This is a genomic window from Saccharolobus solfataricus (assembly GCF_900079115.1).
In the GTDB taxonomy this organism is placed as follows: Archaea; Thermoproteota; Thermoprotei_A; order Sulfolobales; family Sulfolobaceae; genus Saccharolobus; species Saccharolobus solfataricus.
In genome coordinates this window covers 2,237,699-2,259,081 of record NZ_LT549890.1, presented here as the reverse complement: position 1 = coordinate 2,259,081, position 21,383 = coordinate 2,237,699, and the positions used below count along the sequence as shown (strand labels likewise).

Here is a 21,383-nt window from a genome sequence, read left to right as displayed (position 1 = left end):
ATTACGACTCAATATTTAAAGGTTTACTTTAGCAGTAGTCTTTCCGAATTAAATAGTCTTGATGATACTATTAAAATTATTACACAGACCGCAAATACGCCTAAGAGGAGAGATAACGAAACAAAAGTAGAGCCGGAAACGAAGTAAAGTAATGATAGACTTAATTGTTCGTACGGTATTAGGAGTACTAGATTTAGGGGAGACTGCAAATTAGCAACATTTATAAATAGTGCAGAGAAGGACGCTATCAAACCAAAAGATAGAATGAGAAAGTTTATCACTTGCATATTACGCATTGATCCTCCTAAGGCTAGAAGTAAAATCACACTTAGCGCTGCAGTCAATAGTACAGCTAACAGATAGGTTAGAATAACAATTAGGATAAATGGTGTACTGAGAGATAGCGGTAAACCAAATGTAAATGACATTAATGAGGAAAATATTACTATACCTAGAATATCACCTAATGAAGAGAGAACTCCTAAGATCACAGCTATAATTACCTTAGAGAATATAAAGGAGTTTATTGATATAGGGGAAGCCAATAAGGACTCCAAAGTTTTTCTTTCCTTTTCGCCAACTATCCCATCTGTAACGTAAAATATTACCGGAGTAGCACTGGGGAAAAGCACTAATGTGATTATCCTGGCCATTTCACTTAGGTTAGCTTGAGACTGTGAAGCGTTACGACCGGTTATGGTCACAACGAAGTTTTTAACTAATAAAGGATTTATGACATCATCAGGATTAACAACATGCTGTAAATTAGAAGAATTTATCAACCGTTCAATCCTATTATATACTAGAGTATAAGACAGATAACCTATTGCGTTATTAACCAAATTAGAAGCTTCTTGATTGGAGGAAATTAAAATCTTTTCATATACAAACGTTTGTCTTGAGATATTGCTGGCGTTTATATTGAAGTCATTAGGGAATATTATCACAGCATCAGGTACTATGCTTGTATTCGTATTATTGTAAATCACTGTGCCTCCATTTCGAGTAATATAGTTCGAAATGATTTGAATATAAGGTAAGTTGGATTGATTATAGTTAATTATTTCGATCACGGGTGGGGATACAGCTATGGAAGCGTAAAGTATTATACCAATTAATGGTAATAATACGAAAGGAAGTACTATAGTCCCGAGTAATAACTTTCTGTCTCTTTTTAAATCCAATATCTCTTTCTTTATCATTGTCCTTAGCATCATTGATCACCAAATACTAGTTTTATGAACGCTTCTTCCAAATTCTTAGAGTTAGTACTTTTAATGATCTCCTTAGGCTTTCCATTCGCAACTATTCTTCCGTCGTTAATTAGCGTTATTCTATCACACAAATATTCTACCTCTAGCATATTGTGTGAAGAGAGTATTATTGTCATATTGTATCTTCTTGCCATTTCTAAAATTATATTCCTTATCCTTACTGCGGACTCTACATCTAGGGCTGAAGTGGGTTCGTCAAGAACTGAAAGTTTTGGCATTACCATTAAGGTCCTCGCTATAATAAGCCTTCTTTTCATGCCCCTACTATACTCAGCAGTTTTATCGTAAATCCTCTCACCTAAATTAGCGATTTCAATGCCTAATTTCAGGTATTTCTCCTTTAACTCCTTGTCACCTTTAGCGTATAATTCTGCATAAAAATCTAAATTTTCATAGCCAGTTAGCTTTTCATAAGGAAAGGCGTCTTCTGGCATATAAGAGATATATCCATTTTGTTTTGCCTCAATTGGTCTTAGACCAAAGACTTTTGCATCTCCGTTAAAATTTTTGATAATACCGGCTAATATTCTTAGAGTTGTCGTCTTTCCAGCTCCGTTAGGTCCCACTATTCCGAAAACCTCACCGCTCTCTACATCAAATGATAACCCCTTAAGTATTTCCTTATTTCCGATTCTCTTTCGTAAATTGGTAACACTGACAGCAAATTGTTTTTCTGTCATACTCATGCTATTATGGCTAAGGAACTTATTATATGCTTTCGAGATAATATAAAATGATTGGCACAGTAAAGGACAGAACGCTAGAGGCTATTCTGAGATATGGTGATAAGGCTAAATATATCTTGAAAGCAATAATAGAAATTACAGAAGAGAATGAAAATAGAGAACTAGGAGACTTTAACTACAAGCGATTGGTTGAAAAACTAGAGGAATGGGGAATTAACTACGACCCTAGAATGATATTAAGAGCCTTAGAGAAGGATTTCGGTATAATAGAAACCACGTACAAGTCAGCTAATCAACATTGGTGGAAATTAATAGATATTGAACAGACTAAGCTAGCAATTAGTGGAGAAATTGAGAATGGCGAGGAGGATGCTGAAATTTCGCTTATAATTATTCAATATAATAGCTTAAACCCTAAGGAGGTAGAAAAAAAATTATTATTCTTGTTGAAGAAACCTAAACTACTTGACTTGGACAAGAAAAATTTTATGAAATTTTCATTTGAGATTTTACCTTTAATAGTAAAATTGTATTATAAGGCTTCCCAGCATGAGGAAACCTTTGAGATTGCTGAAAAATTGAAAAAAATTATAAATTTAGCTAAGAGAATAAGCTCAAGAATAAACAATGAAAAAGGTGACAATAAGGGATTTCATAAAGAAGAAATCAATGAAGGAGAAAATTACGATGTTAACAGCTTACGATTACCCCACAGCGAAAATAATATCTAATACTACGCTAGATTCCATACTAGTAGGAGATTCCTTAGGAATGGTTGTTCTAGGATATACAAATACGCTTAACGTAACCATGAGAGACATGATCTCCCATACTAGAGCAGTAGCAAGAGCTAATCCTCCTCAGTTAATAGTTTCAGATATGCCGTTCCTAAGTTATGAGATAGACGTGAAAAGTGCAGTGAAGAATGCAGGTCTTTTAGTTAAGGCTGGTAGTGACGCGGTAAAACTAGAGGGTGGAGAGGAAATTAAAGACATTATTAGAGCAATCGTAAAGGCTGGAATACCCGTAATGGGGCATATTGGTTTAACCCCTCAAAGGTTCTTGAGGCTAGGGGGATTTAGAACTATCGGAAAAACTAAGCAGGAAGAGGAGCAATTAATAAAGGATAGTTTAGAACTAGAAGATGCAGGGGTATTTTCAATAGTTATAGAAAATACATACGTGGATATAGCTAAAAGGATTACGGAAAAACTAAACGTGCCTACAATCTGTATAGGAGCAGGCCCATATTGTGATGGACAAGTGTTAGTAATACACGATTTACTAGGGTTATCTGAGGTTACCCCTTACTTCGCTAAGTCATACGTTAATTTGAAAGAAATCATCTCCAGCGCTATTAATCAGTATATAATTGACGTGAAAACTAATAAGTTTCCTGAAAAACAACATTATAAGGAAAGAGAAAGTTGAGTTAATCTGTTAGCTATAAATTTTAGTGATTCAGCTAAGATAGTTTTGTTATCATAGTTAAAGACTATTTGTTCTAGCTCTTCTTTACTCTTAGACTTCAACTCTTTCACCTTCTCTACCAGTCTGGGAACCGCCCTAATTATATTATCAACAATAGTTATTGTAGCAGTTCTTGAAGTCCTCGATAGTGGATTAATGTCTATTGCTATTACTTTTTTACCCATTTTCACAAGTGCCTCTGTTCTATCTCCATCTTCTAAACCCAACAATACCACATCAGCTTTGTAAATACCTTTTGGACTTACTCTTCTCCTCTGACTAAATAGTTCTGGTATTACCTCTGATGCGTCCTCACCAACTCCTAAAACTTCCTTCGCACCTCCCTTATATAGTACTTCAGCTATTGCTTTTTCTCTTCTTTCATCCCTATAGAATAAATTAATCTCTAGCTTAGCATTACTCTCCTCTGCCAATCTTATTAGACCTTCTGGAACTAATGCGGCCATATTTCCATTTACAGAAATAGTAGGCGTTTTTGCTAAGAGTAAGGTAGCAGCTGCGGCTTCTATTGCTTTTTCAGCGAAATCTTGAGTTTTCTCTCCTATTAAGTAGTCGAAACATTCCCCCCTTCCATGTGCTATTAACCCTTGAGGAACTAGAATACTTTTCTCCATTGCTTCAATCAACTTTTCCCTGATTAATAGGGATTCCCTTCTAGGGTGATTTTCTGGTATTAAATCACGTATGCTCCACGGCTTGCTATCTTGTGCTTTATCCATACTCCATACTCTGGTTCAAAGATTTTAACAATTATCCCCTTCTTTCTGTAGGAATAAGGATATTCAGAACTAAAACCCAAACTACTTGTAAATTGTTGTGCAACCTCAATAAATTTCAATGGAGACGGATTTTTGAGAAAATCGTCTATAAGCTTAAGTGCTATTTCCGACCTCTTTATAATACTCTTGGTTGGAAGTTGGCTAATGGGCTGAGAGAAAATTGGGTAATATGACCAATCCATATTTATCACCTCAACCTCACCATACCCTAAACCTCCTGCCTTCTTCCTATAAACTAAACCTCCGCCATAATATTGCGCTATTACATCCCCTAATCCATTTCCAGATAACACATCACTTAAGTGGGCTGTATTCACCGCGTCTTCCTCACTTATTGGGGTTAGTTCCTTAACCCCAAGGGCGTAAGCCAAGCTTATAGCTCCGCTTAGACCGTAACCATAACCTAATGGTACTTCAGAATATACAGATAACTTGTATTCTCCTAATTTTTTCTTTAATATCTCGTAATTAGGAAGTTGTATTTCTATCCCATTAAATTCTATTCCACTACCGTTTCTGATTTCAGCTGTAATATATGGTTCTAACGTTAAGGTAAGTCCTATAGATCCTGATTTTATCAAGTTCTCTTTCTCTATTACTGGATACCATATACCAGAAATAGAAATTGGTACTTTTATCTCCACGCCTAAAACTATAAAACTGTTATTAATAATTTTTACTAAGAGTAGTTGTGATTTTAGACGCATCAATTTTCAGCAGAGCTGTGATAGGGGGCTATGATGTAAAAAAGATCGAAAGTAATGATAAAAACGAATTAGTAGTTGGTAGGTTAACAGGTTTATATGGCGACGTATTAAAATATACTAATTTGAAAATAATTCGTGCTCCGGATAGATTTGATGACGGAAGTGTATTTAGGGAAGTTGAAGGAAAGAATATATATAAAATATTTGAAGTACCTGCCGGAGTAACTTTCGATAAATTGATAGATGAACTCTCCAAGATTAATTACTACCCTGCTATCTTCCCACTATATTTAAAAGGCACTATTGGAGGATTTACTGCATCAAATGGTTCAGGATTCGGTAGTTATAAGTTCGGATTTGCAAAAGGTAAAAAGACTATAAATGAGCTAATTGACTATAAGGTAGTAAGAGTTCTTGCGGTAAAATATCCAGAGCTGTTAGAAACTGAAGGTGAAAATAGATTTGCTTGGTCAGCCCTAATATATAAGGATACTACAAGATATTATATACCCTCGTTCTACAATAAAGTAATTAAGGGAAATTTTAAATCAGTATCTATAAATAATTTGATAAAAAGTATAAATATGGAGATATCTAGTATATTCAAGAGAAATTACGTGCCAATAATACTGATGACCAATTATGACAAAAACGTGGAATTTAATTTCGATTTTAAAATGGGATATATAATCAATTACAACTCGCCGAGAAAATATAAAGTTATGATTGGAAGCTTAGAGGAAACCAGATTACCAGAACTCTTTGAGTTTCTGAGAAAGAATCCAGATATATTACCGTTTCCCTATTTGAAAGAGTATGAAGAATTTCATAAGGATATCATAAGAAACTTTAAAAAATATGAGATAAAAATAAGATCTAAGAGAATAAATAAAAACACGATAGTCGAGGCGTCAAAGTGTATAAATTGTTCATTATGTTTAGATAGCTGCCTTGCTTACAACACTACCAATAATATCCTTTATTCACCTTTAGGTAGATTTAACAGATTACTAACGGGTGAAGGAAATTTTGAATTCTGTTTTGGATGCGCTTCTTGTCAAGAAGCTTGTCCAGTAGGAATAAATATTTCAAATCTAATGGAAATATTACCACAATTTAATGAAAAAAAGGAAACAATAGAATTAGAAACAATCGATGTACCAAGGACTATCTACGAATTGGAAAAAAATTTAGGCAGTAGGTACAGGAATAGACCAGTCTTCCTACTATTCGTAGGATGCGCAGCAAAGTACGATCCATTAGGACTAGAGGGATTTCTAAATTACCTCCTAATCAATGGAGATAAATTACCTCAAGAGCTATCTCCCAGAGTTAGATTAGTCACTGGAATTTGTTGTGGTTTTAATGATTATCTAGCGGGGAATCTAGAAGGTGCGAGAAATAGTGTTGAGAAGATAAATCGCTTAAGGATTGAACAAAATGCTGCTGGCATCTATTTCCTATGCCCTGAGGGATTGTATATTTATAATAAATTTAGCGAACAGAAGGGAATATTTGCGTACGAAGTTATCAAACATGAACTAAAGGATAAAGAAGTACATTTAGGATGCTGGGCTAAGAAGCTTGGATATTCTTCACAATATAATGAATGTGCAGGCTTATTCTTAACATCTTATAAAGGTAGCCCAATTAGAGCTACCAAAAAAGGTTTCTTAACTGTATGTCCATTTTCTACGTGGAAGTTTGGAACAATATCGGCATATAGCTTATTCCTAGAAAAGAAAGAGGTAAAGTATCTTGAGGAAGAAAAAGTCATGATAAACGAGAATATAATATTCGATTTGTTAGTAAGGGCAGTTGCAGATGGTTTAATAGCTTCTAAGGATGAAATCGCTGAGAAAGTAGTCATGTGGAGTTTAGGAGGTAGCCAATACTTCTTGTTGCTGACTATTCCGATTTTCTCTAAATATATAAGCAGTGAGCTTATACGAAAATTATCCTCTGACTCCAGAGTAAAGGAATTTTTATCTAAACTATCGCAAGATACGCCTCTACTAAACCAAAAAATTTCCACATATAAGGATTATCTTTCGTATTATAACTTTAGCAATGAAATAAATACTCTCCGGGATGAAATAGCAAAATCAAATAAACTAGATTATTCTGTAAGAGACTTAGTTAAGACTAGTGAATTCTTGAACGTACTGAAGGAGGCCTTAAGAAGGTCTATAAACGAAAACTTAATAGGAAATGCCATAAACAATATTATTTACTTATAGTCTACAATAAAATATCTTTTCTTGTCGTAATCGAAGTATATTAAACCATTTCTTCTCATGAATCTGAATAATGGGACTAGCCGTTTAGGAAGCTTATCGTCTAAATCTTGCTCATTTATGGTTTGAGAGAAGTAGAGGTTAAGAAGGTCTATTGTATCCTTAAATGTAACTAATTTTCTAGAACTATTCAGATCAATTATAAAGTACTTTCTAGGTATATCTCCCATATTTTCATCAAGAATAACATAAGTTGATGAAAGAACTTGTTCACATAAACTCCCGTTTTGTTGACTTGCTCTCTCTTTATTCTTAATTAAATACTGAAGAAGCTTCTCTATCTCATTTAATTTGTTTAAAACCTCATTATTTTCCTTTTTTATTGTGATACCTTGCCTTATATCACGCTGAGTATTAAATAGTAAATCTATTATCTCGTCTTCACTCATACTATCTAAGGATTAAGAAATTAATAATGGTGAGTCCATGAAAAAAGTGAAAGTTCTTTATTTTGCATTCATTAAAGACATAACCCATAAGTCAAATGAAGTATTAGAAACAGAATGCGAAACTGTAGACTGCTTTATTGAACAACTGGGTAAAATTTACGGAAGCGAATTAGTAAATTTCTTGAAGAGTGGAATAAATGGGATAAAGGTTTCAATTTTGGTTAACGGTTCAGCTTCAACCAAGAATATTAAAGATGGAGATGAGGTAGCGTTGTTACCACCACCTTCGGGCGGAGATTTAATAATAGGGAAAAAATTTGACTTACTTGAGGAAATTAGAAAATTTAGAGAAAAAGCACCCCCGGAAGCGGGTTCTTTAGTAGTTTATGTAGGTTTTGTTAAAGGTATAGTAGACAATCATAGAGTCTTTGAACTGAAATACGAAGCCTACGAAGAGTACACTAGAAAAAGATTTCTAGAAATAAAAGATGAAATAAAGAAGAAATATAATGATCTGATCGAAATCGAGATAATACATGTAATAGATTCAATGAAACCCGGAGAGAATGTCTTACTTATAATGGCTATAGGTAAGGGAAGGAAGGACGCTATCGACGCGGTAAAAGAAACATTGGAATTAGTTAAACATAGCACTGGAATTTGGAAGTTGGAAATAAGAGATGACGGAGAATATTGGGTAGTAGCAGGGAATACGAGAGTGAAAAAACAATGATTAAACCTGTTGGTATGAGCATAGCTGGATTGGATACTGGAAATGGGGCTGGTGGAGAGACTGACTTAAGAGTTTTTGAAGTATTAGGAATCCACGGAGTTTTTGCTATCACTGCGATAACAGCTCAAAGTACAAAAGGCATAAAAGATATCACTGTTGTTAATCCTGAGTTTCTTAAAAAGCAGATAGAAACTTTACTCGAGGATTTCAAAGTGGAAGCTGTAAAGATAGGAATGATATATACTAAAGAACAGTTTCAGGTTGTAAATGAATTATTAAATGATTACTTTTTAGTAGCAGATCCGGTACTTTATGCGAAAGATGGAACTCCGCTGATTAGAGACATTGAAGAATATAAGAAGATAATTTTGCCAAAAGTTAAAGTAATAACGCCAAATATAATAGAAGCATCTGCAATTAGCGGTGTCAAAATAGAAAAGGAGAGCGATGTAGTAATTGTATGTAAGAAATTAAGGGATAGTTATAATATTCCCTACGTGATAATCAAGGGAGGCCATAGTAAAGGAGATTATAGTTTCGATTATATGTGTAATGATGAAGGACTATACAAGATAGGATATAAAAGGTTGCAGGCAAAGGATACGCATGGTACTGGAAGCGTATTTGCAACTGCACTTACTGCAGAATACATAAAGATAAGGGATTTAAAATTGGCCTTTAGGAAGGCTAGAGATTTCGTTCAAACCTCAATAGAATATGGACTTAACATAGGAAAAGGTATAGGACCAGTTAACGTAAGTGTTGAAATTATGAAGAAGTCTATGAAATATGAAGCAGTTGAGGAAATGAGGAGATTTGCGGATTTTGCCGAAAATAACGATAGATTCTGGATTTTAATCCCTGAAGTACAATCAAATCTAGCACATAGTATAAAACCAGAATACGTTAGGGATCTAAATGATATTGCTACATTTAGGGGTAGAATAATAAGGAGATGGGATAAAAAGGTAATTGTTGGACATCCAGTGGTGTTTGGAAACCCTACCCATACAGCTCGAATGCTGTTGTCGCTCATTCTCAAGGGAAAGGATAGTACTTGCTTAATGAATATTAGATATGACGATAAGATAGTTGAGAGTTTTAAGAGAATTGGGTATGAAACAATTGAGATTAATAGGGAACTAGAACCTGCCCATGGAGAAGGAAAGACAATGCAATGGATTATTGAGTATGTAAGTAGCGAATATGGTGGCATACCGAATGTAATTTATGATAAGGGAACTAAGGGAAAGGAGGCAATGATTAGGTTTTGGACAAAAAACATGGAAGAGATGATAGAAGCTTTAGATAATTTATTAAAAATGCTGTAACTTCATTTTAATTTGAAATGAAACTAGAGAGATTGTTAGAGGGCGCCAAAAACTTAGTTAGAACCGGTTGGATGCAAAACGGAATTCCCTCAGCGATGGGAGAAACAGTAGCTTCTCATAGTTTTGAAGCGTCAATCTTGGCTTACGTACTCGCGACGGAGCTTAAAAGAAAAGGAATAGAGATAAACCCTGAACATAGTGCACTTATTGCCCTATTTCATGATGCAGGAGAGACTTTACTAGGAGACTTACCAAAGTGGGCTACCAGTAGAATCAATAAAAGGGATGCAGAAGTAGAGGCATTTGATGAATTAGGAATTGGAAAGGAACTCTTCCTCGAACTTAAGGACCTAAATACTAATGAAGCTAAAGTAGCTAAGTTATCGGATAGATTATCAACATACTTGCAAGGATTAAGATACAAGAGAATTGGATTTAATGTCGATGAGATAATCTCAAGCTACGCCGAGGAAATAGATAAGTTACTTTCGATAGAGCCATTAAATCAGATAAGAGAACTGGTCACTAGAATAATGAATAGTTTAAATAAGCTGAATCCAAAATAATAGGCGGTGAAAAGATATGAAATTAGGCCCTGGGAAAAAGGCCCCAGATGAAATAAATGTATTCATAGAAATACCTATGGGTTCAAATATTAAATACGAATACGATGAAGAAGAGGACATTATTAAAGTAGATAGGGTTTTATATACATCAATGGTATATCCATTTAATTATGGTTTTATTCCAGAGACTTTAGAAGAAGATGGGGATCCATTAGACGTATTAGTCCTAGGAAATTACTCACTAATGCCAGGTACAGTGATAGAAGCAAGACCTATAGGAATGATTTACATGAGGGATGAGGAAGGTGAAGACGCCAAGGTAATAGCAGTGCCAAGAAATAAGACGGATCCGTCATTTTCTAATATTAACGATGTTAAAGATCTTCCGGAGGCTATTAGAAATAAGATCGTACATTTCTTTGAGCACTATAAAGAACTAGAGCCAAATAAATGGGTAAAGATTAGCGGATGGGGAAGCGTAGCTGAGGCTAAGGAAAGAATTAAAAAAGCGATTGAGAGAAAGAAACAAGGATGATAAGGGAAATTTTTGAAATTTTGCTTTTTATATCATCATTTTTTACATCTTTATGGATACTCCTTCAAGCATTCTACTATAAAGTTTCTAATCAAAACATTATACAATTTTCTACTAAAAATGATAAAAATTCTAACAAAAGAATAGACATAATCGTTGCAATAAAAGACGAAGATGAAAAGACGATTAAAGAACTAATTAATAACCTATCGGGATTGGACTATAGATTTTACAAAGTTATTATAGTATCTGATGATACAGAGGAGACTTTTAAAAAAATTATAGAATCACTAGATAAACTTCCGGACAATTTCGTAATTATAAGGAGACCAGAAAACAAGGGAAGAAAAGCTGGAGCACTAAACTTCGCCACTAATATTTCTGATGCTGAAATGTTAGTGTATCTGGATGCAGAAGCCAGGGTCGAAAAGGACTTTTTACGTAAAATTTCTCAACTTGACTACGATGCGGTTGCGTTTAGATTAAAAGTTAGAGATGTTAATACACAAGTTCAAAAGATATACTCATATACCAATGAATTTGTAATGAACGCATTATTCAAGGCTAGAGACAAGTTAGGTCTAATAATATTTGCAAATGGTTCAGCATTCGGAATAAAGAGAGATATTTTAAGGAAGATAGGTGGATGGAAAGAAAATAGCGTAGCAGAAGACTTAGAGCTAGGTATTAGACTTGCTCTGAGTAATATTAAAGTAAAATACGTTGATGACATCACAGTTTATACCTTAGCTCCCTATACCCATACTGATTTATATAACCAAATTAAAAGATGGGCTTATGGTTCTGGAGAATTGATCTCTTACAGCATGAGATTGTTTAAATTAGGAATAAGGGGAATTGAGGGATTTATATACTCACAACAGTGGGGAATTTACCCCCTATACCTACTACTATTTCTTATTATTATCTCAATACAGTTTATATTAAATATAAACTACTTTTATGTCTTTACCTCACTAATCCCAATACTAGTCTCGAATGGAATTTACATAGCTCTGATAAAACCTAAGGGAGATTATAAAAGTGGCATTGTAACCCTAATTGCTTCTCTTATCGGCTACATTCAAGGAATATTCAAAGTCAGGTTTAAATGGAAAGTTACACCCAAAAGCCTAGTTGGGAAAGAAGAAGAAATCTTGAGTATAAAAATATTAGGGATTATTCTTGCGATAATGGCATATATTAATAGTCTTTTCAATAACACAATTTCATCTTTATTAATAATTTTGTTTTCACTTATTCTTTTAACTCTATAGTTTTTGTCCTAGCCATTGCTTGAGCCTCTTTTAGAGCTTCTTCGGGTTTTAAGCTGTATTTTATTATATAGCTCTTCACAAGCTTATAACTCTCCTCATTTTGTATTATCTCTCTGGAAGACGCTAACAACTTTAGGAATAATGCTCTTCTCTCCATTTCTCTTTTCACGTCATCTAGATTAAGACCAGCTTCCTCTATTCTATTTTTTAACACTCTGGCAGCATCTAGATTAATTGTAAACGCATCACTTTTTGGATCCCAGCTCGAGACCCTTCTATAGTCGTTCCAACTAACTATTTCATCAACTGCTACAACACGTCTTCTTAGGACTATCTTTTCTCCTATATATACTGGTAACCTCCTAATTGTCATTATTATGTTCATCATAGGTATCCATTCTTGTGGAATATTTAGGGGCTCATTCATGAGCCTCTTTATTGCAGAGTCGGTATTATACGCGTGGAATGTCGTAGCACCTCCATGTCCAGTTGATATCGCTTGGAATAATACGTAAGCCTCTTGCCCTCTTATCTCACCTACAACTATTATATCTGGCCTGTATCTGAGGGATAATTTTAGCAGATCCATTAATGAAATCTCTTTACCTACTCCTGCATATGCTGGCCTAGCGTATAGCTGAACCCAATTAGTATGGGCTAATCTAATTTCTGGAATATCTTCTATGGAGACGATCTTCATGCTTTCTTTTACTAGATTTAGAACTGCATTAAGTAAAGTGGTCTTTCCGGCCCCGGTAACTCCTATTGACATGACACTCATTCTCAGATCCATTCCATACCATAGATATGCTGCTAGTTCTGGAGATAGGGTACCAGAATTAATTAAATCTAGTATTGTGATAGGCCTTTCGCTAAATCTTCTTATTACTACTGAAGAACCACTGGCTGATACCTCGCGCCTAAATGTTGCGGCAACCCTATCACCATTTGGTAACATACCGTCTTGTATTGGTTCAGCAACAGAAATTGACTTACCTGTAGTAGAAAGCATTCTTAGAACCAATTGATCTAGCAGTTCCTCACCATCTATCATTATATTAAGTTGTGGAGATACTTGCATGTTCTTAGTAAATATAATATTAGTTGGAATATATTCATAACTTCTATGATATACATAGACTGGATTATTTAGACCAGGAACCGAAATATCTTCTATATTTTTATCAGCTACAAGTGGGGTTAATACGTTGTATCCGAACATGTTTCTTAATAAATAGTACAAAGTAACTCTAGCATTTGTACTCAAAACGTAGATATCTCCTCTCTTCTCTTGGATAATTTTAAGACCTGACCTTTTCTTATCCAGTTCGAATATAATTTTTGCAAGATCTAAAGAGGGATTCTTAGAAAGCAGTTCTCTCTCCACTTCCTCTATAAATATATTGTAGATATTATAGATCATTTCATTAACCGGTGGTTCTAATAAAACATATTTGTAGATACCTTTTCTCTCATCAAAAGTAATGAAGACATGAGGATTTGGTAATATCAGTTCAATATTATTTCGAGTTAGGTTTGACTTAATATCCTCCGGGACTAAATTTAGGATATTAACCTCATAATCCGCGACAATCGTTGTAACCTCTTCGGGCAAAGGTGTAACTGGGTAAAGCGTTATAGGAAGATCTGTGATAGGTAATTGCTTAACGCTACCTCTACCGATCTGTAAGGGGAACTTGAAAATTTTACTCATTATATACCACTCCCCCATCTAGGTTATAAAGATGTCGAGGAAGGAGATATAGAAGGTATTAGTGATATATGTAATGAAATGATTACCAGCACTGCGGTAATAACTACTAAAACTGCCGCATGAGTAAATCCTGCTGCTGTTTTACCATATCCTATCTTTCCCACTAATAATCCAGCTAAAAATGAATTAAAGAGCGCTGAAATGGAAATTACGTAAAGGGACTTAGGTAAGACCACAGTAGCGCTAGATAATGGTCCATAAGCAAAGGAATAGGACTGATGAGATATTAGAGTAAACATAGCGTTACCTAATAGAATAGATGCCACCAATGCCAAAATAATACCAATATAAGGAGCGTATAATAACACTCTTATTTTCGCATTGTAGTTTCTCCTTATCCTTATTTGAGCGTCAACTTGCTCGGCTAATGATTCGACTGTTTCCGGAGTTAAACTACCAATTTCTATCATATCTGCTAGTGAAATTAAAGAAACCTTGCTAGAAAAGTCCAATATTCTCTCTGAAGCTATCTTAAAGGCATCCTTTATAGGCACTCCTAATAGAGAATAAGCGTATATAGTATTTAGTATGTCTCTAAACTTCCCCATTTCTGGAGAATCCTTTAGGTTTTTAACTACTGTAGCTGGATTTAGTCCAGCTCTTAATCCCTCAGCAACCGCCCTAAGAAAAGATACAACATAAACATCATATCCCGTTCCTTCCTTTAGTTCTCTCATGGCAATTACTGCTGGAGGTATCGCAGCTATTAATAGACCTATTGTAAATGCTAATACAGAGAATGGTATTTGCTGTACACCAGCATTTAGGAAAAGGAGGTATAAAAAGAAGAGGTATTGGTTCCTTTATCAAATACAGTATGATAAAAGAGATAATCAACCCTATAGGAAATGTAACATAAAATACTTTGTATGCTTTTAAGGATCTCTCAGGGAATCTAAATTGAGTTTGGTCAACAACCCATATGAACAATAGATTTATTAATGGTATCATTATCATTGCGAAAATAGCCATTACTGGGAATGGGACTGAACCGAAGAGAGATGGAAATATTGCTTGTAATAGTAAAACGAGAAAGAATGTGATGAAACCTGATGATAGCCAAATTACGAAACCTTCAGCTATGCCGGACAAGTTCTCCGCAGCAGTAGACGCTAAAGTTTCTATATTCTTGAGGATATCTTTAGTCTTAGCTTCCATTGTTTCTAGAACTGGTGCACCTGTTCTGACTGCAGTAACATAAGTCGTTAAAAATTCATTGAATATCTTCGAAGGCGAGTAGTTTAGTGATTCAACTATTGCACTTTCTACACTTTCTCCTAGGTATTTAACTCTCTTATTAACATATGAGGCAATTTGGCTAGCGTATTGCATTGCTGTAGATTTAGATAAGTAATCGAAAACATATCTTGCACTTAACCCAGACCTTAAGAAAACATTAAATACTGCAGCGAATGCTGGAGCTTCACTATCTAAACCTATTCTTCTATTTTCAGTTGATTGTGATAACTGGAGAATTTGTATCAAATAAGCAATAGGTGGTATTATTATGCCAAATATCATCATAGTTAAAAACCCTGCCAAATATTTTGTAAGCAACGTTAATCTATATAGCTCAAAGAACCTTACAGCAAACACTACTAACATTACGGAAATTACAATTGAAAGTATAAGAGTAAGAAATAGCCTAGATGCAAATAAACGTGGATCTTGATTTATGCCCGCTTTTTTCATTTTTACGCCTATGCTTTTAGCTAAACTATCGATTATACTGGAATTGTAAAATAGTAATTCGATTTTTGATGGACCTTGCTTGTTAACATATTGCCTGCTATTACGTCTATTAAATATACTCATTCTAGTGTTACTTTCTCATAAACCTATACTTAAATTTATATAGAAAATCCTATTTTACATGTATCTCAACAATATCTCTATCTTCTAGAATATGTGACGGACCCACTTTCTGTCCTTGAAACTTTACCGATTTTCCCCAGACTCTAGCATACCTAAAATTTTCAGCCAATGACGAATGCAGTTTCCTTGCCACGTCTAGAACTGTAGACCCCTTTTTGAGTATTAAAGGATCCTTAGTTGGCTCTTCACCAGGCTCTTTAGTGTAAACTCTGATCACTTCTAACATATCGAACAAATGCTTAGGCAACTTATCTATCTGGTCGATAGTTAACATTGGTAACTCGCCAGTGTCGAACCTATCCTTAGAGATCACTACTGTAGGCTTGTAGCTAACAGCTTCGAACATTGATTTTTCTATATCATCTAAGGTGACCTCGCCTATTATCTTTACTATTGCTGATTTAATTCCGAAACTCTCTATATAATCCCTAACTACTTTCTCATCAATACCTATCAGTTTACCTAAATTTACTACTCTAATACCAGAAATTCCATATCTAGTTCTCTCTATTACAACCCTTCCCTTAGGTTTTCTTAATAGAATATTATTATCTTCTAGGAGACTCTTTATAAGAGATAGATCCTCCTTATTATTTATAGCTATGATAACCTCATCTGCATTTCTTATTAGACCTATTGTCTTAGAGAGTGGTAGGCTCTTAGGTGGATTAACTAACTGAATCTGTACGTCCTCATATTTAACCATACCAGGCACTGGTAACTCATTAAATTCCTGTTTTACATTAGTAAGTTTTCTCATTATAAATGATCTAAGAAGCATATCTCCTATCAAAATCGCTTGGCCTGCACCCTCTTTCTCAACAAATAACGAAAAACCTCCACTTTTCTTGCTCTTTCTTACCTCCATTTCTTCTCTTAACTCGGCCATTCGCCTTTTTGCCCAGTACACTAAATTTTCAGTCCCCTTGTGCTTAGGAACTTCCTTAAGAAATTCTTGTAGGGCTTGGAACTTCTCCTCTGGAGTCTTTGCGTCCATTACCTTTAGCCACTTAGCCTTAGCTTCGGCAGGTAAATTCGTTACCATAACCTTCTACCCTCTTTACTTATATAATATAATGGAGCAGTAGAACGTAAAATTTTCCATGATCTTCTGATAATAGGGGGTGGATTTGGGTTCTTCTCATAAAAGGACTTAAGCCACTTTATTGTTCTAGGGTCAGCAGGGTATCCACTCCCAAAATCACCGTAAACTTGTTTCAACTCATCAATATAGTTATCCCTTATTACTTTAGCTATAATACTTGCTGCACTTGCTTCAACAAATAGGACATCCGCCTTGTGAACTACATTTGACTTATAACCCAGCTTATTGATAAGTTCTATAACGGGCTTCTCATCTCCCACTTTATCAACTGTTACTATCTCAGGATTGAAAGATGAAAGTGATAGTATTATCTTAGATACTGCGTCATATGTTAGATCGTTCAAGTTATAATTATCTATTTCGTAAGGAAAGACTTTAACTACTGTGAAAGCCTCTACGGTATTCGCAATGATATCGAACAATTTCTCCCTTCTTTCTCTCGTTAATTGTTTACTATCCTTTACTCCAATACCTTTAAGGAACTTTAGTTTCGTATCACTTATAACTACACCTGCAACTATCATTGGACCTATTAACGCTCCACGACCTGCTTCATCTATGCCTACTCTCATATCCTCAATGAAATAACTAGTTTTGCCTCCCTTTTACCGTTTTTCATCTTTTCATTCTGATAACTCTCATTAACTTCAACGTCCACAATAGAAGATATCATCGATACAAGCTTTCTTGCAACACTTTTACTCATAAAATAATAATCAACACCCTCTCTACCTTCAATAACATCGGAAATATTATCTACAATACTTGTAGAGAAAAAGGATTCGAAGAACGCTCTCTTTTTATCATCGACTCCAATCTTACCTTTACTCCTAAGTTGAACTATAGCCTCATAATATCGTGTCTTCTTCCTAAAACATGAGTCACACAGCTCCCTTTCCATTTCTAAGCTTATTACAGCTTCTTGGGAAAATGATTTACCTCTTACCTTACCTCTAAACTCAATAGTCGCAAAAGAATTACCACTTGGATCCTTCCATATGCTCTTTATATCAAATGCGAACTCATCCACGTTTTTGTCAATCCTCATCTTACTCCCTAATTCTCTTGCTATAATATCCTCCACTACGGAAGCTAATGATGTTGCTGATGTTCTTATCCACTTACCTCTAATCCACTGGGCACCGCAGATCTTACAATACTTTCCGGTTACCCTTTTAGGCGTCTCTATCAATTTTTTAGACTTTACATAGCAATCTACACATAGCGAATCTATTAGGTCAACATTTTGCTTTCCGCATAATACACAGAATTTTCCTGACATAAATTTCACACATTATAAACTTGAGCAAATTTTATACCAGCCACATTGATCACTGAGTCCTTATGTACTAACCCTCTCCTTATTGCCTCTTCTACCGCATAATTCCCTACAATACTCATGACTGTAGCTTCATCAATTAGTGAAAGAGCGTAATCTAATTCCACAGACTCTCCCCCATAAAATTTCTCACTAATATCAAGTATTATCTCTCCTTCTCTGAATACTTTTCCTAATAATTCCTCTTGACATATATTTATTAGTGTCATGCCTTGTGCTCTAATTATATTTAAAAGCACTTTCATAGTGGTTTCACTGGTGTTTGAGCGCCACATGCTAGACAAACTATATACCAGCTCTTCTTCTCCTTCTTTAGAATAGTGTCTAGGCTTTTACAAGTACTACATTCAACATATGCTTTCAAAAATCTTTCCATTAAGGTATTTATTACTTGCGAGGAGAATTTTCCTTGAATTACGAGTTCGCCCTTATCGTCTACGTTACCGGGTGCAGCTAGTTCCTTTAGCAAGTATTTCATACATATTTTATCCTCTCTTCTAATTCTATCACAATACTCCGCAAAGTTTCTAATTATAGTAGTATTTCCTATATTGAGTATTATCATATTAGGCAATGATTGTGTACCTTCCTTACGTCCTTTTTCTGGTAATTTCGAGTATAGCCTATCAAGCATTTCTACGTATTCTTTTTCTGAACTCACATTAAACCTATAAGCAAATAGGGTTTAAAATACTATTGAAGAATAATGAAAAACATTTACGTTGAGACATATGGATGTGCACTAAATAGGGCAGATACTTACGTAATGATGACTTTGCTTAAAAGTGAGGGTTATAATTTTGTAGAAAACCCAGAGAATGCCGATATAATTATACTGAATACTTGTGCAGTAAGACTAGAAACTGAAGAGAGAATGAAACAAAGAATTAAGGAGTTAAACACGTTATCTAAAAAATTAGTAGTAGCGGGGTGTATGAGTAGTGCAGAACCAGCTACAGTTCTTTCCATAGCCCCAAATGCATCATTAATAGGTCCCCAATCCGTTGAAAGAATAGTTGATATAGTAAAATCAGAAGAACGTAAAATAGTTATTGAGGGTGATAGAGCACTTATAACCCCTAGGACCTTTGATGGAAAAATTGCCATAATCCCAGTAGCTGATGGATGTGCGGGCAACTGCAGCTTCTGCATAACTAAATTAGCTCGGAGGAAGTTGAGAAGCTATCCATTGAGAGAAATAGTTAACGCTGCAAGAGATGCTATACAATCTGGTGCTAGAGAAATAGAATTGACTGGTCAAGATACTGCAGCCTATGGATTAGATTTAGGGGGATCTATAAGTTTAGTTGATGTAGTAAATAAAGTAGCGGATATAGATGGAGACTTCATGATAAGGATAGGCATGATGACACCAGAACAAGCTATGAGGATAATGGATGATCTAATAGAAGCTATAAGAAACCCAAAGGTATATAAGTTCATACATTTACCCGTCCAAAGTGGAGATGATAGAGTATTAAAACTAATGAACAGAAAATATACTGTAGATGAATATAAAGAGTTGATAAGTGAAATAAGACATAAAATACCATTTGTTAACATAACCACGGATATAATTGTAGGCCACCCCGGAGAAGATGAAGAGGCATTTAATAACACGTTATTGCTTATGAAGGAATTAAGATTTGAAAGAATACACCTAGCAATGTACTCCATAAGGCCAAATACTAGAAGTGCGTCAATGCCTCAAGTTCCAGATAGTATAAAGAAAAAGAGAATTCAAATAGCTAATAAACTATATGAGGATCTTGCATTATCTATTCATTTAGATTATGTAGGAAGTACTAGTAGAGTTATTACAACAGAATTAGGTCGTAAGGGATCAGTGATAGGAAGATTAATGAATTACATCCCAGTTGTGATTAGATCTGAAAATGTAGAATTAGGAAAATGGTATGATGTTAAAATAACTGAAGCATCATTCTATGATTTGCGTGGGATTCTTGCTTAAAAAATTTAAACCCTATAGAGGAATGTATATTCAGTATGCCCGAAAGTGTATATATTGCATCGGCTGTTAGAACGCCTATTGGAAAGTTTGGCGGTGCTTTAAGAAACCTCTCACCAGTAGATTTAGGTTCAATAGTAATTAGAGAAGCGTTAAGAAGAGCTAATGTGGAACCTGGGAAGATAGATATGGCAATTATGGGGAACGTCCTAAGAGCTGGGCATGGCCAAGATATAGCCAGACAGTGCGCAATTAGTGCTGGGATTCCATTTGAGATAGACGGATTTTCTGTGGATATGGTTTGCTCTTCAGGGATGATAAGCGTAATTACTGCTTCACAGATGATCAAATCTGGAGATGCTGATATAATAGTTGCGGGTGGAACGGAAAATATGAGCCAAGCAATGTTTGCCATAAAATCTGATATTAGATGGGGTGTGAAAATGCTAATGAATAGAAATATTGAGCTCATTGATACTATGTTATACGATGGATTAACAGATCCCTTCCAGTATAAAGTAATGGGACAAGAGGCTGATATGGTAGCAAAATCTCATAACATTTCAAGGAAGGAGTTGGATGAAGTTGCTTATCAAAGTCATCTAAGAGCTCATAAGGCTACGGTTAATGGATACTTTAAGTCAGAAATTGTCGAAATTAAAGCTGATGGAAAGGTAATTAATACTGATGAGGGAATAAGAGCCGATACCAGTTTAGATAAGCTCTCTAGTTTACCTCCAGCATTTACTGATGATGGTCTACACACTGCTGGAAATTCGTCTCAAATATCTGATGGTGCCGCAGCGTTGGTACTAGTGAGCGAAAAAGCTGCTAAGGAACTTAAAATAGAACCTATAGCCCGAATTCTAGGATATAGTTGGGTTGGTATAGAAAGTTGGAGGTTTACTGAAGCACCAATTTTTGCTATTAAAAAATTATTAAGCAAATTAGATACCGATATAAACCATTTCGATTATTTTGAGAATAATGAAGCATTTGCCGTAAATAATGTTCTAATAAATAGATACCTAGGAATACCTTATGATAGACTTAACGTATTTGGAGGGGCTATAGCGTTAGGTCACCCAATAGGTGCAAGTGGTGCTAGAATTATAGTAACTCTCTTGAACGTGTTATCTAAAATGCATGGAACAAGAGGAATAGCCAGTATATGTCATGGAATTGGAGGATCAACTGCGATTGCGATCGAACTCTTGAAAGAGATGAAGTAATTTTTTATGCATATATGAGAATAG

At 35.0% G+C, this 21,383-nt stretch carries 21 protein-coding genes and 1 pseudogene; 10 read left to right on the top strand and 12 right to left on the bottom strand.

Annotation, left to right across the window (positions count from 1 at the left end; all coding sequences use genetic code 11):
• Positions 1–23: 23 nt before the first annotated feature.
• Positions 24–1,214, bottom strand: a complete 1,191-nt coding sequence (locus tag SSOP1_RS12060) for an ABC transporter permease (protein WP_009989432.1) — start codon at positions 1,212–1,214, stop codon at positions 24–26.
• The gene (locus SSOP1_RS12055; RefSeq protein WP_009989434.1) at positions 1,214–1,954 is read right to left on the bottom strand and encodes an ABC transporter ATP-binding protein; all 741 of its coding nucleotides are present in this window, start codon (positions 1,952–1,954) and stop codon (positions 1,214–1,216) included. Before SSOP1_RS12055 ends, SSOP1_RS12060 begins: the two co-directional genes overlap by 1 nt.
• A 53-nt stretch (positions 1,955–2,007) precedes the next feature.
• Here SSOP1_RS12055 and SSOP1_RS12050 point away from each other — a divergent pair, with 53 nt between their 5' ends.
• Positions 2,008–2,691: a hypothetical protein gene (locus SSOP1_RS12050; protein ID WP_009989435.1), complete on the top strand. Its 684-nt coding sequence runs from the start codon at positions 2,008–2,010 to the stop codon at positions 2,689–2,691.
• Positions 2,588–3,391, top strand: a complete 804-nt coding sequence (gene panB, locus SSOP1_RS12045; protein ID WP_009989439.1) for a 3-methyl-2-oxobutanoate hydroxymethyltransferase — start codon at positions 2,588–2,590, stop codon at positions 3,389–3,391. The genes SSOP1_RS12050 and panB overlap by 104 nt, the downstream gene beginning before the upstream one ends.
• Here the strand turns inward: panB and SSOP1_RS12040 are convergent.
• Together SSOP1_RS12040 and SSOP1_RS12035 are read right to left on the bottom strand one after the other, a co-directional pair.
• Positions 3,370–4,170, bottom strand: coding sequence for a 4-phosphopantoate--beta-alanine ligase (locus tag SSOP1_RS12040; protein ID WP_009989440.1), 801 nt, complete (start codon positions 4,168–4,170; stop codon positions 3,370–3,372). The genes panB and SSOP1_RS12040 overlap by 22 nt on opposite strands.
• Positions 4,125–4,874, bottom strand: coding sequence for a pantoate kinase (locus tag SSOP1_RS12035; protein WP_029552514.1), 750 nt, complete (start codon positions 4,872–4,874; stop codon positions 4,125–4,127). The genes SSOP1_RS12040 and SSOP1_RS12035 overlap by 46 nt, the downstream gene beginning before the upstream one ends.
• A 47-nt stretch (positions 4,875–4,921) precedes the next feature.
• Here SSOP1_RS12035 and SSOP1_RS12030 point away from each other — a divergent pair, with 47 nt between their 5' ends.
• Positions 4,922–7,177 (top strand): 4Fe-4S dicluster domain-containing protein, encoded by a 2,256-nt coding sequence (locus SSOP1_RS12030; RefSeq protein ID WP_009989442.1) that lies wholly within the window; start codon positions 4,922–4,924, stop codon positions 7,175–7,177.
• On the opposite strand, the gene SSOP1_RS12025 is transcribed toward SSOP1_RS12030, so the two are convergent.
• The gene (locus SSOP1_RS12025; protein WP_009989443.1) at positions 7,168–7,623 is read right to left on the bottom strand and encodes a hypothetical protein; all 456 of its coding nucleotides are present in this window, start codon (positions 7,621–7,623) and stop codon (positions 7,168–7,170) included. The two genes, SSOP1_RS12030 and SSOP1_RS12025, sit on opposite strands and share 10 nt — an antisense overlap.
• Positions 7,624–7,660: 37 nt before the next feature.
• Between SSOP1_RS12025 and SSOP1_RS12020 the strand changes: the two genes are divergently transcribed.
• Genes SSOP1_RS12020 through SSOP1_RS12000 form a run of 5 tightly spaced genes read left to right on the top strand, consistent with a single transcriptional unit; the run spans position 7,661 to position 12,065 of the window.
• The gene (locus tag SSOP1_RS12020) at positions 7,661–8,356 is read left to right on the top strand and encodes a MoaD family protein (protein ID WP_009989446.1); all 696 of its coding nucleotides are present in this window, start codon (positions 7,661–7,663) and stop codon (positions 8,354–8,356) included.
• Entirely contained in the window at positions 8,353–9,687 is a 1,335-nt protein-coding gene (thiD, locus tag SSOP1_RS12015; RefSeq protein ID WP_014511398.1) for a bifunctional hydroxymethylpyrimidine kinase/phosphomethylpyrimidine kinase, read from the top strand. The genes SSOP1_RS12020 and thiD overlap by 4 nt, the downstream gene beginning before the upstream one ends.
• A 17-nt stretch (positions 9,688–9,704) precedes the next feature.
• Positions 9,705–10,253, top strand: coding sequence for an HD domain-containing protein (locus SSOP1_RS12010; RefSeq protein WP_009989449.1), 549 nt, complete (start codon positions 9,705–9,707; stop codon positions 10,251–10,253).
• 16 nt (positions 10,254–10,269) lie between these two features.
• Entirely contained in the window at positions 10,270–10,788 is a 519-nt protein-coding gene (gene ppa, locus SSOP1_RS12005) for an inorganic diphosphatase (protein ID WP_009989450.1), read from the top strand.
• Positions 10,785–12,065 carry a glycosyltransferase family 2 protein gene (locus SSOP1_RS12000; protein ID WP_009989452.1) on the top strand — a complete coding sequence of 427 codons (1,281 nt, stop codon included), beginning with the start codon at positions 10,785–10,787 and terminating at the stop codon, positions 12,063–12,065. The genes ppa and SSOP1_RS12000 overlap by 4 nt, the downstream gene beginning before the upstream one ends.
• Here SSOP1_RS12000 and SSOP1_RS11995 read toward each other — a convergent pair.
• The 7 genes and pseudogenes from SSOP1_RS11995 to SSOP1_RS11965 form a co-directional block, all read right to left on the bottom strand.
• Complete coding sequence (locus tag SSOP1_RS11995; RefSeq protein WP_063492901.1) at positions 12,046–13,779, bottom strand: type II/IV secretion system ATPase subunit; 1,734 nt, start codon at positions 13,777–13,779, stop codon at positions 12,046–12,048. The genes SSOP1_RS12000 and SSOP1_RS11995 overlap by 20 nt on opposite strands.
• Before the next feature lie 23 nt (positions 13,780–13,802).
• Positions 13,803–15,654 (bottom strand): annotated as a pseudogene (locus tag SSOP1_RS11990) (type II secretion system F family protein).
• Positions 15,655–15,703: 49 nt separating this feature from the next.
• Positions 15,704–16,759: a TGS domain-containing protein gene (locus SSOP1_RS11985; protein WP_009989456.1), complete on the bottom strand. Its 1,056-nt coding sequence runs from the start codon at positions 16,757–16,759 to the stop codon at positions 15,704–15,706.
• Complete coding sequence (gene rnhB, locus SSOP1_RS11980; protein ID WP_063492828.1) at positions 16,753–17,391, bottom strand: ribonuclease HII; 639 nt, start codon at positions 17,389–17,391, stop codon at positions 16,753–16,755. The genes SSOP1_RS11985 and rnhB overlap by 7 nt, the downstream gene beginning before the upstream one ends.
• Positions 17,388–18,101: a 60S ribosomal export protein NMD3 gene (locus SSOP1_RS11975; RefSeq protein WP_009989458.1), complete on the bottom strand. Its 714-nt coding sequence runs from the start codon at positions 18,099–18,101 to the stop codon at positions 17,388–17,390. Before SSOP1_RS11975 ends, rnhB begins: the two co-directional genes overlap by 4 nt.
• 5 nt (positions 18,102–18,106) lie before the next feature.
• Positions 18,107–18,403 (bottom strand): DUF424 domain-containing protein, encoded by a 297-nt coding sequence (locus tag SSOP1_RS11970; RefSeq protein ID WP_009989459.1) that lies wholly within the window; start codon positions 18,401–18,403, stop codon positions 18,107–18,109.
• Complete coding sequence (locus tag SSOP1_RS11965) at positions 18,400–18,792, bottom strand: translation initiation factor IF-2 subunit beta (RefSeq protein ID WP_231918336.1); 393 nt, start codon at positions 18,790–18,792, stop codon at positions 18,400–18,402. Before SSOP1_RS11965 ends, SSOP1_RS11970 begins: the two co-directional genes overlap by 4 nt.
• Positions 18,793–18,864: 72 nt before the next feature.
• Here SSOP1_RS11965 and SSOP1_RS11960 point away from each other — a divergent pair, with 72 nt between their 5' ends.
• Positions 18,865–20,130, top strand: coding sequence for a tRNA (N(6)-L-threonylcarbamoyladenosine(37)-C(2))-methylthiotransferase (locus SSOP1_RS11960; protein WP_009989462.1), 1,266 nt, complete (start codon positions 18,865–18,867; stop codon positions 20,128–20,130).
• 14 nt (positions 20,131–20,144) lie between these two features.
• The gene (locus SSOP1_RS11955) at positions 20,145–21,359 is read left to right on the top strand and encodes a thiolase family protein (protein WP_029552515.1); all 1,215 of its coding nucleotides are present in this window, start codon (positions 20,145–20,147) and stop codon (positions 21,357–21,359) included.
• The last annotated feature ends 24 nt before the right edge of the window (positions 21,360–21,383 follow it).